The sequence below is a fragment of the Enterobacter sichuanensis genome (genome assembly GCF_002939185.1).
In the GTDB taxonomy this organism is placed as follows: domain Bacteria; phylum Pseudomonadota; class Gammaproteobacteria; order Enterobacterales; family Enterobacteriaceae; genus Enterobacter; species Enterobacter sichuanensis.
In genome coordinates this window covers 16,427-28,434 of the sequence record NZ_POVL01000033.1, presented here as the reverse complement: position 1 = coordinate 28,434, position 12,008 = coordinate 16,427, and the positions used below count along the sequence as shown (strand labels likewise).

The window sequence follows — 12,008 nt, the reverse complement described above, 5'->3', positions numbered from 1 at the left end:
CTTACAAACATTGTCCTTCTGTAGTTATGGCTTCTGTGGTAATTTTCTCAGGCTTTTATTCCATTCGAAATCAGTGGAATTTGCGCATGGCATTGTTAACTAACCGGTATTAACGCCGAGATCCTTTACCAGTACCAAAATTATGACAAATACTCGTAACATCCTGACAGGTCTTTTAGTCCTGTCTGTACTGGCTTTATGTTTTATCTGGCCAATCCCAAACGATCAGCTCCCTTTTCATCGTAACGGTCTGATTTATCCTAATATTGTGGTGGCGCTCGGTCTTTTCTTTAGCTCTTCCGTGGCGAGAAAAGCGCTGGACTTAAACAAAATTAAGTTCGTGCTTATTGTGCTGTGGGCCTTAACCTTCTTTATCCTGATCAACGGCTTTTTTGTCGCACCAGATATTAAAGAAATGGTATCGACCTGGGATGGTCAGTGGTTACGTCCGGTATTACTTTTCTGTGCGGGGCTGGTGTTATTACCGGTGATTCAGGAGCGCTTCCCCTCTTTATCGGCTGCCCGTTTCTTTACTCTCGTCGTCCTTTTTTTCTGGGGCGTCGTCTGTATTCACCTGCTTGATACCGCCTGGCTTTACTGGCGAGACGGCGTGATCCACTGGGGCGAAACGCGGATTGTTTATAACCGCACGCGCATGAGCTTCCAGGTCAATATGATCACCGGTTTCCTGCTTGCCGAACTGCTTGCGCGCGGTCTGCTGCATCAGCGTTTCTTACGCCTGAAGACACCGTTCCTCGCCTTTATGCTGCTGTGTAACCTTGTCTGCACTGCGTTAGTTGATACCCGCTGGGGAACGATCGGCCTGGTCGGCAGCCTGTTCTCCACCTTCATTCTGCTCAGCCTGCACAGTATGCGTCGCAGTCGCGTGGTGCTCACTGGTGGTATCCTTCTGGGCATCATTATCGTTACCGCGCTTCTGGGCTATGCCTCCTGGAAAACCGATCCGCGCTGGCAAAGCCTGGAAGATGATGCGGTAACAGGCTGGAACGCGCCTTTCACCAGCTTTTGCTACAACAAAACTAACGGGACGGTACCGAGGAACGATCTGGGCCGACCAATGAACCACTCCAACGGGTGCCGCGCCAGCTTCTTCCATCAGGGCTGGAAACTGGTGGGTGAGCATCCTGCGGGAATGGGGCCCCGCAAGGAGGCCTTCCGCTACGTATTGCGTCGCGACACACAGGACAATCGCATTAATATCCCGCACAGCCACTATGGCCTGATTGAGTTTGGTATTCAGAACGGCGTTGCGGGCATCGCGGGCTGGCTGATTTTACTGGCAGGCTGCTGGTATATCGGCTGGCGTGAGTTCCGCCATGGTAACGCGATGGTAGGAATGTTCCTGCTGCTGTTTACGGTTGGCTTCTTCTCGCGAACCATGGTCGACCACAATCTGAAAGATCACTACCTGGAGCAATATATGCTGTTAACCGGGTTGCTGGTTGGGATGTGCGCATTACGCCCCGCTAAACAGACAGAAACAACCACCTGATCGCGTGTACCTTGCGCCGGGGGTCATAAATGCCGGCGCACAGGTATCCATCAGAACTCTTTTGCCTGCCGGCTGTCGAAAAGCCATTGTACGTAACTGTAAAGCTCGTCGGCCGCATCTCACCGCATGACATTACGGAGTAAGCATGTCTGGAACGCCTCAATTAAGCCTCGTTGTCGCCGTCTATAATGGCGAAAATTTCCTGAGCGCTTTTTTTGAAAGCATTAAGAAACAGAATCTGCCAGGTCTGGAACTTATTATTGTTAATGACGGTTCAACTGACGGTTCTGCAGATATCATCGCCCGCTACGCCAGTGAATTCAGTCTTTTTAAGGTTATTGACCAGCCTAATGGCGGTGTCTCCGCGGCCCGTAATACCGGTCTCGCCATGGCAACGGGCGATTACGTCGCGTTTCCGGATATTGATGATGTCATCTACCCGGGGATGTATCCGCGTTTGCTGGAAATTGCGCTTGCCGGGCAACTGGACGTCGCGACCTGCAACGGCACCTATATTTATGATGACGGACGCCCGTCGAAGAAGATCTTCCCCTCAGATAAACTCGCGTCAACAGACGTACTGGACGGCCCAACCTGGCTGCAGATGGCGCTCGAATCCCGCAAGTTCCTGCACGTGACATGGCTGAATATCTATCGACACGCCTTTATTAAAGAGCAGGGTTTTCGCTTTGAACACGGCCTGCGTCATCAGGATATCCCCTGGACGACGGAAGTGCTGCTCACCGCCAGACGCGTGCAGTATATTGATGAGGTCTATTACGATTACCTGATCCACTCCGCTTCCGTTTCTCATACCCCAGGCACGGACGATACGCGTATGCGTTCCTCGCGCCATTATATGAAGATTCTGGAGATGCTGGACGCTATCAATAAGCGCTATCCGGAACAGGTGAAACGCGTGCCGGCCTGTCACTGGCAAATCGCCAAAGAGGGTTTGGGGATCCTGCACAGTATTAACAACATTGACGATATGGCCAAAAAACGCGAGATCACCCGTGAGCTTTTCGATCGCGGTATCTGGACCCTGATCTGGCAAAATGCGCGCGGCTTCCGCCAACGGTGGCGTCTGGGACGTCGCTACTTCCGTCTTAAAAAAATTCTTGGCTAACGGAAATTATGAGCAAACTTAAATTACACGCGGTCTCCCGCGCGGATTTCATCGCTAAAAACTACGCTGATTTCCAGACCCTTCTGGATAACCATGTCAATCCTGACGATATTCCGGAGCGATTTTATTGTGGCGGCCGCGGTGGCTGGACGTTCCAGACCACGCTGGCGCTGAAGCACTATTATGGTGACGCAATCGAGTGTTCGTTTGGCTCCGAATGCAGACCCGATGCCATTAACCTGATGCATAACGACGACTTTGGTTCTCGTGTGAAGCCGTGGCGTGGCTTCACCGTGGTCGCACGTGCGGACCGTCCTCCCGTCATTGGCGCCGATGTTGTCGTCGACCAGAACCCGGAAGTGGATAACCATAACAACCGTATCTTCGTTCCCTACTGGCCACAGCCGGGCGTGAAACCCCGTGAGCGCACCGACGAGACCATCAAAACCGTCGCGTTCTTTGGCCGTGTGGACAGTTTCCCGGACGAATACCGCGAAGGGAATTTTAAGCAACGCCTTGCCGAACAAGGTATTGAGCTCCGCATCTCGTTCGATAACTGGACAAACTACCAGGACGTGGACGTCTGCATCAGCTTTCGCAAATCACACGACCACAAACTGGCGCGTAAGCCTGCCAGTAAGCTCATTAACAACTGGCTGGGCAAAACAGTGATGGTTTGCGACGACGAGCCCTCTTATCGTGCAATCCGCGAGAGTGAGCTGGACTACCTGATCGCCAAAACCCCTGATGAAGCCTTTAATGCGATTATGCGGTTGAAAAATTCCCCTGAACTGTATCGTCAGATGCGCGAGCAGGGTGAAAAACGTCTCCAGGTCTATTCCCGCGAAGCGGTCGCTGCACGCTGGTACGCCCTGTTTGAGGATATCTGGCGTAAAGGATTGCACAATCGCCCTACGGTGGTTCGCGCACTGCGCTTTGGCTTTGGTAAAGCCATTCGCCCGCTGACTAAAAAGTTCTGATCGGAATAGAGTCCTTCCATGTTTAAAACAACTTCATCCTCTTCGTTCACCCCACGCAGTAATCTGTTGCGTACCCTGGGGTTGACGCTGGCATTCCTGCTGCTGTTCTCGCTCTCAGAAATCATCATTCTGCTGAAAGATCATGTCTATCAGCCGAAATCCGGTGATATCTCACTGTATCTGATCATCTCTCTGCTGGCTGCTGCCAGTGCGCGTTTCTTCCTGACTCGCCTGCTGCTGGCCGTCACGTTTATCGTGCAGATTTCGGAAGCGGTGTACTACCAGTTCTACGGTCAGTTCTATGGCCCAAGTGAAGTCTGGCTGGCGTTCGTGGAAACAAAAGACATTGCCAGCGGGATCACCGACAGTCTGGGTTCACTGGGCATCTACTTCGCCATCATGATTGTGGCCATCGTCTTTGCGCTAGTCTTTGCGCGTCGTCTGGCGCCGCTTTGGCACAAATGGATTGCGCTTCCTTGCCTGCTTGCCATCGTCGTGATGTTTGTCGGCCAGTTCTACAAAGCGGTCGACGGGCAGATGTACAAATTCAACCCGGACCTGCGCCACTCCCTGCTGCGTAACGGCCTGTCCGCGATGAGCTTCAGCGCTATTCGCCTGATCCCGGAAGCGATGTCGGGTGAAAACCAGAATCTGACCCATTACGACCCTTACCAGGTCACCCCTGTTGCGGGAACGCACGCCGGTAAATACTCCATTATTCTGGCGATTGGTGAGAGCCTTAACCCGCACCACGTCAGCGCCCTGGGCTACGAGCGAGATACCACGCCAGAGCTGAAAGCGCTGCTGCAGCAGTATCAGGGTACAGGCCGGCTGATTGTCTCCAACGCGGTGTCCACGCGTGTGGCCATTCCAATGCTGGTGAACAACCTGCGTGAACCGGATAACTATGGGGCCTATAAATCTAAATCCACCAATATCTTTGCCAACGCGAAGAAACAGGGTTATCAGACCGCCTTTATCTCCGCTCAGGGGCTGGAAGGCCTCAGTAACTGGATTGGCATCCATGACATCGATTTATGGGAAGATACACAGATCCGTCCGGCACCAGATGTCGGTGCTGACGTTGTCCTGACGCCATCCGTAGAAAAGGCCACGCTGGACTGGAACAAGCCGTTCCTGATGGTCCTCAACAGCCGTGCGCCGCATATCCCGTACGAGCGTAACATCCCTCAGGGCTTTGCTAAATTTTCTACGCCGCGTTTGAGTGATGACGTTGCTCAGAAGAAAAATGAGTATGACGACGCCGTTCGTCTGTACGATAAAGAACTGGCATCCGCTATTCGTTTGGCCATGGCAAAATCCAGACTGCCGGTCCTGGTATTTATCACCTCTGACCACGGCGAACGCGTGGGCGATAACGGTTTGTTCGGTCACTCCGTGGTGGAAATGCCGATTGCTCAGGTACCGTTCCTGTACTTCAGTAACGATCCGGAGTACGCCATGAAGAACATCAGCCCGCAAGTGCCACTGAACCATTACCAGGTGGCGACGCTTATCAACAAAATGCTGGGTTATGACGTCAGCAACCCTAACCAAAAAGATGACAGCTTCTTCATCACCGGCGGTGATATCCGTGGTCTGTCGGAGCGCGTAACCTACCATCTGAATGCGCTTCCCGAAGCGGAGCGTTAATCAGAAGCATCATAAACGGGCAAGTGATTGCCCGTTTTTTTATCTGCGAATGAACGTAACGCAGGCAAATGGATGCCTAAAAACACCAAAGAGATAGCTTTAGACGGCCCAAATGCTTAGAATTTGCCCGCCGAAACTAAAAAAACGGATAATCGCTTGGAATTGTTGTATACCGCTCTGCTCTACATCATTCAGCCGCTGGTGTGGCTGAGACTGTTGCTTCGTAGCCGTAAAGCGCCTGCGTATCGTAAACGCTGGGCTGAGCGCTATGGCTTCTGCCGCAATAAAGTCGCACCGGACGGTATTTTGCTGCATTCCGTTTCTGTCGGTGAAACGCTGGCGGCGATCCCGCTGGTTCGCGCCCTGCGTCACCGCTATCCGTCGTTGCCGATCACCGTCACGACGATGACGCCGACCGGCTCGGAGCGCGCGTTATCCGCTTTTGGCAAAGACGTTCATCACGTCTATCTCCCTTACGATCTGCCCTGCGCCATGAATCGTTTCCTGAATACCGTTCGCCCGAAACTGGTGATCGTGATGGAAACCGAACTGTGGCCGAACATGATTTCCGCCCTGCATGCCCGTAAAATTCCGCTGGTGATTGCCAACGCGCGCCTGTCAGAGCGCTCGGCGAAAGGTTACGGCAAGCTGGGTAAATTTATGCGTCGCCTGCTCGGCAAAATTACGCTTATTGCCGCGCAAAACGAAGAAGACGCCGCCCGCTTTGTCTCTCTGGGGCTCAAACGCAACCAGCTCGCGGTAACGGGCAGCCTGAAATTTGATATTTCTGTTACCCCTGAACTTGCTGCTCGCGCAATCACCCTGCGTCGCCAGTGGGCGCCGCGTCGTCAGGTCTGGATTGCAACCAGCACCCATGATGGCGAAGAAGCCATTATCCTGCAGGCTCATCGTCAGTTGCTGGAAAAATTCCCCGATTTACTGCTGATCCTCGTTCCACGCCATCCCGAACGTTTTAAAGATGCCCGAGAAATGGTGCAGAAAGGCGGTTTCAGCTATACCCTGCGCAGCAGCGGCGAGATCCCTTCCGGCAGCACTCAGGTGGTGATTGGCGATACGATGGGCGAGCTGATGCTGCTCTACGGCATTGCCGATCTGGCCTTTGTCGGCGGCAGCCTGGTGGCGCGCGGCGGCCATAACCCGCTGGAGCCGGCAGCGCATGCCATTCCGGTGCTGATGGGTCCACACACGTTTAACTTCAAAGATATCTGCGCAAAATTGCAGCAGGCCGAGGGTTTAATCACCGTGACCGATGCGGACTCCGTGGTCAAAGAGGTCTCGACCCTTCTGACTGACGAAGATTACCGCCTGTGGTACGGTCGCCATGCCGTCGAAGTGCTGCATCAGAACCAGGGCGCGCTCACCCGTCTGCTGCAACTTCTGCAACCTTATCTGCCTCAGCGGAGCCACTAATGTCAACGCGTCTGTCGGTTGTGATGATCGCCAAAAACGCCGCCGACCTGCTTCCGGACTGCCTGGCCTCCGTTGCCTGGGCTGACGAAATTGTCGTGCTCGATTCCGGCAGCACGGACAACACGGTAGACGTTGCCCGGACAGCGGGCGCCAGGGTCTTTATCGACACAGACTGGCAAGGCTATGGCATCCAGCGCCAGCGCGCGCAGGGATACGCCACGGGCGATTATGTCCTGATGCTCGATACTGACGAGCGCGTCACGCCAGAACTTCAGCAGGCCATTCAGGCGGTGCTTGCCTCGCCTCAGCCTGGCGCGGTATACAGCATTGCCCGCCGCAACTACTTCCTCGGCCGGTTTATGCGCCACAGCGGCTGGTATCCAGACCGTGTGATGCGCCTCTACGAGCGCGAACGTTACCAGTACAACGACAACCTGGTCCATGAATCTCTGGACTGCGGTAGCGCGCAGGTGATCTCCCTGACGGGCGATCTGCTGCACCTGACCTGTCGGGATTTCGCCAGCTTCCAGCGTAAACAGCTTAACTACGCCACCGCATGGGCGCAGGAGCGTCACCAGCGCGGTAAAAAGACCACGCTGACCGGAATCTTCACCCACACGCTGGGGGCGTTTCTGAAGACGCTATTGCTGCGTGGCGGCATACTGGACGGTAAACAGGGGTGGTTACTGGCGGTGGTGAATGCCCAGTATACTTTCAACAAATACACCGAGCTGTGGGCGCTCTGCCGCGGCTACTCTGAGAAAACGTGAGCCATGAGCACAAAAGCGATTTATCCGGGTACCTTCGATCCGATCACTAACGGTCATCTTGATATCATCACCCGTGCGGCGTGCATGTTCGACAAGGTGATCCTGGCGATTGCCGCCAGCCCCAGCAAAAAACCGATGTTTGATTTGAACGAGCGCGTGCAGCTGGCTACCGATGCCATTTCGCACCTGCCGAATGTTGAAGTGGTCGGGTTTAGCGATCTGATGGCGAACTTCGCCCGCGCTCAGCAGGCAAACATTCTTATCCGCGGTCTGCGCGCGGTGGCAGACTTCGAGTATGAGATGCAGCTGGCGCACATGAACCGCCATCTGATGCCGGAGCTGGAGAGCGTATTCCTGATGCCCTCCAAAGAGTGGTCGTTTATCTCTTCCACGCTGGTAAAAGAGGTGGCGCGTCATCACGGCGATGTGACCCATTTCCTGCCGGATAACGTCCACCAGGCATTGATGGAAAAGCTAAAGTAGCGCTATTTCTGACACTGACGGCAGTAGAACGTGGCGCGCTGGGCGTGCTTCGTGGCAATCACCGGCGTGCCGCAGACTCTGCACGGTTCACCTTTACGACCATACACCTGCAGCTCCTGTGCAAAATAGCCCGGCTTGCCATCACTTTGCAGGAAGTCCTTCAGGGTTGTTCCGCCCTGTTCAATCGAGCGCAGCAGTACCGCTTTAATCACTCTGACCAGCAGTTCACACTCCTGAGCGGAGAGGGAAGAGGCCAGCCGATCGGGATGGATCCCGGCGGCAAACAGTGATTCGCTGGCATAGATATTCCCCACGCCGACCACCAGTTTGTTATCCATCAGCCAGGGCTTAATCGGGCTTTTCTTCTTCGCGCACTTCGCTTTCAGGTATTCGGCGTTAAACGCGTCTGAGAGCGGCTCTGGCCCCAGATGCGCGAGCACGTTATGCCCTTCCAGCTCTTTGGTCCACAGCCACGCGCCAAAGCGCCGTGGGTCGGTGTAACGGAGCACTTTACCGTTGCTCATCACCAGGTCGACGTGATCGTGCTTTTCCGCAGGCAGTTCTTCGGTAAGAATGCGCAGGCTACCGGACATTCCCAGATGGATAATAATCCAGCCGTCGGGCAGTTCCAGCAGCAGGTATTTCGCCCGGCGCTGCACGCTCAGGACGGGTTTATCGCTCAGGGCATGGATCTCATCGGACACCGGCCAGCGCAAACGTCCATTACGGACAACGGCGTGAAGAATCGTCGCACCGACCAGATGGGGCTCAATGCCGCGGCGGCTGGTCTCTACCTCAGGTAATTCAGGCATGGTTCCTCCGTTGAGATGCAGAATGCAAAAAACCCCGCAGTTGCGGGGTTTTTCGATACAAGGAGGCTAAAATTATTTGATTTTAGCTTCTTTGTACAGTACGTGCTGGCGTACAACTGGATCGAATTTTTTCAGTTCCAGTTTTTCCGGCTTAGTACGTTTGTTCTTCGTGGTGGTGTAGAAGTGACCTGTACCAGCAGAAGAAACCAGCTTGATTTTCTCGCGAATACCTTTAGCCATGATTTATTTCCTCTTTAAGTACTTAGTACTTTTCGCCACGGGCACGCAGTTCAGACAGAACTGTATCGATGCCTTTCTTATCGATTACACGCATACCTTTAGCAGATACGCGCAGGGTGACAAAACGCTTCTCGCTCTCAACCCAGAAACGGTGAGAGTGCAGGTTCGGCAGGAAACGGCGTTTAGTCGCGTTCAGTGCGTGGGAACGGTTGTTACCGGTCACAGGACGCTTGCCAGTAACTTGGCAGACTCGGGACATGTCTATTCTCCAAAAATCAAATTAGCTCGAGCTTCGTATGGGGTATCGGCGCCTCGTCAGGCTTTACAGCCCGGTCATCGCATAGTTCTAAGTGAACTCTCGATTGCCAGGCCCAAATGCCAAACCCGAGATTCTCAAAGGTGGCGTAGTATACGCTGACTCGGCGGTGTGCTCAAGTCCCGAACAGACAAAGATCCCGATGGATCGCGAGAAATAGCCTAAATCCAGCCATGTTCTGCAAAAGAAATGTACTCTCCGCGGCCAATTATCAGATGGTCCAGCACACGAATGTCCATGAATTGACAGCATTTGATAATGCGTTCGGTGATCTCTTTGTCAGCTCTGCTTGGTTGTGCACAGCCAGAGGGGTGATTATGCGCGAGGATCACGCCCGCTGCATTCACTTTTATCGCTTCCCGCACAATTTCACGCGGATGCACCTCAACATGGCTTAATGTGCCCGCAAAGAGACAGCTATGTTTCAGCACCCGGTTTCTGTTGTCGAGAAAGATCACCATAAAGATCTCACGTTCGGCATCCGTTAACTGGCTTTGCAGAAATTCGCGCGTCATCACGGGGGTCAGGATCGGCTCTTCCTTCTCAATGCGAACATTGTGAAAACGGCGGGCAAGTTCGGCAATGCCCCGTAACTGGGCATATTTCGCCACGCCGATCCCCTCGACGTGCTTAAACTGCGCCAGATCGGCGGTCAACAGCCCATACAGTGAACCAAAATGCGCGATCAGCTCTTTTGCCAGCGCAAAGACGTTTTTTCCGGGCGTGCCGGTACGTAAAAAGAGCGCCAGCAGTTCATCGTCTTTTAACAGAGTGACGCCATTGCGCAGCAGCTTTTCGCGCGGCAGCAGCTGCTCATCCTCGTCTTCCATGTTCTTTCTCCTTTTTTAACCTCATGCTGCCACAGGCCAACCAGCCGCTCGACGGCCACGTTGCGTTCTTGCGTAGCGCCTCGCAAAGAGCCCGAAGGACAACATCACCCGGTTTTAGGGATTGTGATAAAATGCCCGCTCTCTGGTGAAACCCAACAGGAAAGAATCATGATGAGCCTGGCCGGTAAAAAAATCGTTCTTGGCGTGAGCGGCGGTATTGCTGCCTATAAAGCGCCAGAGCTGGTGCGTCGTCTGCGCGAGCGCGGGGCCGATGTGCGGGTCGCGATAACCGAAGGCGGTAAAGCCTTTATCACTCCATTGAGCCTGCAGGCGGTTTCAGGGTACCCGGTCTCGGACAGTCTGCTTGATCCGGCCGCTGAAGCCGCGATGGGCCATATTGAGCTCGGGAAATGGGCTGACCTGGTTATCCTTGCCCCCGCCACCGCGGATTTAATCGCCCGGGTGGCCGCCGGTATGGCAAACGACCTTGTCTCCACCATTTGTCTGGCCACACCTGCGCCTGTTGCCGTTGTGCCTGCCATGAACCAGCAGATGTACCGCAACGCGGCGACTCAGCATAATCTGGCGACGCTGACCTCGCGCGGCCTGCTGATCTGGGGACCGGACAGCGGCAGCCAGGCCTGTGGTGACGTTGGCCCTGGGCGTATGCTTGACCCGCTAACCATTGTCGATATGGCCGCCGCGCATTTTTCGCCTGTCAACGATCTGCAACATCTCAACATCATGATTACCGCAGGCCCGACGCGTGAGCCGCTGGATCCAGTGCGCTATATCACCAACCACAGCTCCGGCAAAATGGGCTTTGCGATTGCGGCCGCGGCAGCAAAACGCGGCGCGAACGTGACGCTGGTGAGCGGCCCGGTGTCGCTGCCTACGCCTGCGTTTGTCACGCGAATTGACGTCACCACCGCGCTGGAGATGGAAGCCGCCGTGCAGGCGCATGCGCAAAGCCAGCAAATATTTATCGGCTGTGCGGCCGTCGCAGATTACCGCGCCGAGACCATCGCCGAGGCGAAAATTAAAAAGCAAGGTGATGAATTAACACTAAAAATGGTGAAAAACCCGGACATTGTTGCCGGTGTCGCCGCACTAAAAAGCCACCGTCCTTACGTTGTTGGGTTTGCCGCAGAAACAAATAATGTGGAAGAATATGCCCGGCAAAAACGTACCCGCAAAAACCTCGATTTGATTTGCGCGAACGACGTATCGCTGGCCACACAAGGATTTAACAGCGACAGCAACGCACTGCACCTTTTCTGGCAGGATGGAGATAAAGTCTTACCGCTTGAGCGCAAGGAACTCCTGGGCCAACAATTACTCGACGAGATCGTTACCCGTTATGATGAAAAAAATCGACGTTAAGATTCTGGACCCGCGTGTTGGCGAGCAATTCCCGCTGCCAACCTATGCCACCTCCGGCTCTGCCGGACTTGACCTGCGCGCCTGTCTCGATGACGCCGTAGAACTGGCGCCGGGTGCCACCACCCTGGTGCCGACTGGCCTGGCCATTCACATTGCTGACCCGTCTCTGGCGGCGGTGATCCTGCCGCGTTCTGGCCTCGGCCATAAGCATGGCGTCGTGCTGGGTAACCTGGTGGGCCTGATTGACTCCGACTACCAGGGTCAACTGATGGTCTCCGTCTGGAACCGTGGTCAGGACAGTTTCACCATTGAACCGGGTGAGCGTATTGCGCAAATGGTCTTTGTACCGGTGGTACAGGCAGAATTTAACCTGGTGGCAGACTTTGATGCCACCGACCGTGGCGAAGGCGGCTTCGGCCATTCCGGGCGCAAATAACCGCCCGACAGACACGCATCTCACAGCGCCAT

General features: G+C 54.5%; 13 protein-coding genes. 9 read left to right on the top strand and 4 right to left on the bottom strand.

The window, feature by feature from the left end; genetic code table 11:
* Positions 1-142: 142 nt before the first annotated feature.
* The 7 genes from C5687_RS15230 to coaD all read left to right on the top strand — a co-directional run bounded on the left by C5687_RS15230 (position 143) and on the right by coaD (position 7,959).
* The gene (locus C5687_RS15230; RefSeq protein ID WP_104557256.1) at positions 143-1,513 is read left to right on the top strand and encodes an O-antigen ligase family protein; all 1,371 of its coding nucleotides are present in this window, start codon (positions 143-145) and stop codon (positions 1,511-1,513) included.
* A 145-nt stretch (positions 1,514-1,658) separates the two neighbouring features.
* Positions 1,659-2,642, top strand: a complete 984-nt coding sequence (locus tag C5687_RS15225) for a glycosyltransferase (protein WP_104557255.1) — start codon at positions 1,659-1,661, stop codon at positions 2,640-2,642.
* A gap of 8 nt (positions 2,643-2,650) precedes the next feature.
* Entirely contained in the window at positions 2,651-3,622 is a 972-nt protein-coding gene (locus tag C5687_RS15220; protein ID WP_104557254.1) for a glycosyltransferase, read from the top strand.
* Between the two features lie 18 nt (positions 3,623-3,640).
* Complete coding sequence (locus C5687_RS15215) at positions 3,641-5,275, top strand: sulfatase-like hydrolase/transferase (protein ID WP_104557253.1); 1,635 nt, start codon at positions 3,641-3,643, stop codon at positions 5,273-5,275.
* 156 nt (positions 5,276-5,431) lie between these two features.
* Positions 5,432-6,706, top strand: coding sequence for a lipid IV(A) 3-deoxy-D-manno-octulosonic acid transferase (gene waaA / locus C5687_RS15210; RefSeq protein ID WP_025758451.1), 1,275 nt, complete (start codon positions 5,432-5,434; stop codon positions 6,704-6,706).
* Positions 6,706-7,476 carry a glycosyltransferase family 2 protein gene (locus tag C5687_RS15205; protein ID WP_095452063.1) on the top strand — a complete coding sequence of 257 codons (771 nt, stop codon included), beginning with the start codon at positions 6,706-6,708 and terminating at the stop codon, positions 7,474-7,476. Before waaA ends, C5687_RS15205 begins: the two co-directional genes overlap by 1 nt.
* Positions 7,477-7,479: 3 nt before the next feature.
* The gene (coaD, locus tag C5687_RS15200; protein WP_025758454.1) at positions 7,480-7,959 is read left to right on the top strand and encodes a pantetheine-phosphate adenylyltransferase; all 480 of its coding nucleotides are present in this window, start codon (positions 7,480-7,482) and stop codon (positions 7,957-7,959) included.
* 2 nt (positions 7,960-7,961) lie between these two features.
* On the opposite strand, the gene mutM is transcribed toward coaD, so the two are convergent.
* The 4 genes from mutM to radC all read right to left on the bottom strand — a co-directional run bounded on the left by mutM (position 7,962) and on the right by radC (position 10,157).
* Positions 7,962-8,771, bottom strand: coding sequence for a bifunctional DNA-formamidopyrimidine glycosylase/DNA-(apurinic or apyrimidinic site) lyase (gene mutM, locus C5687_RS15195; RefSeq protein WP_023309890.1), 810 nt, complete (start codon positions 8,769-8,771; stop codon positions 7,962-7,964).
* A gap of 72 nt (positions 8,772-8,843) precedes the next feature.
* Positions 8,844-9,011: a 50S ribosomal protein L33 gene (gene rpmG / locus C5687_RS15190; RefSeq protein ID WP_003024094.1), complete on the bottom strand. Its 168-nt coding sequence runs from the start codon at positions 9,009-9,011 to the stop codon at positions 8,844-8,846.
* Positions 9,012-9,033: 22 nt separating this feature from the next.
* Positions 9,034-9,270, bottom strand: a complete 237-nt coding sequence (gene rpmB, locus C5687_RS15185) for a 50S ribosomal protein L28 (protein ID WP_002436699.1) — start codon at positions 9,268-9,270, stop codon at positions 9,034-9,036.
* A gap of 218 nt (positions 9,271-9,488) precedes the next feature.
* Entirely contained in the window at positions 9,489-10,157 is a 669-nt protein-coding gene (radC, locus tag C5687_RS15180; protein WP_047957448.1) for a RadC family protein, read from the bottom strand.
* A gap of 171 nt (positions 10,158-10,328) precedes the next feature.
* On the opposite strand from radC, the gene coaBC reads away from it, so the two are divergent.
* Both coaBC and dut read left to right on the top strand, forming a co-directional pair.
* The gene (gene coaBC / locus C5687_RS15175; protein WP_104557266.1) at positions 10,329-11,540 is read left to right on the top strand and encodes a bifunctional phosphopantothenoylcysteine decarboxylase/phosphopantothenate--cysteine ligase CoaBC; all 1,212 of its coding nucleotides are present in this window, start codon (positions 10,329-10,331) and stop codon (positions 11,538-11,540) included.
* Positions 11,518-11,976: a dUTP diphosphatase gene (gene dut, locus C5687_RS15170; RefSeq protein ID WP_008502691.1), complete on the top strand. Its 459-nt coding sequence runs from the start codon at positions 11,518-11,520 to the stop codon at positions 11,974-11,976. The genes coaBC and dut overlap by 23 nt, the downstream gene beginning before the upstream one ends.
* Positions 11,977-12,008: the final 32 nt, after the last annotated feature.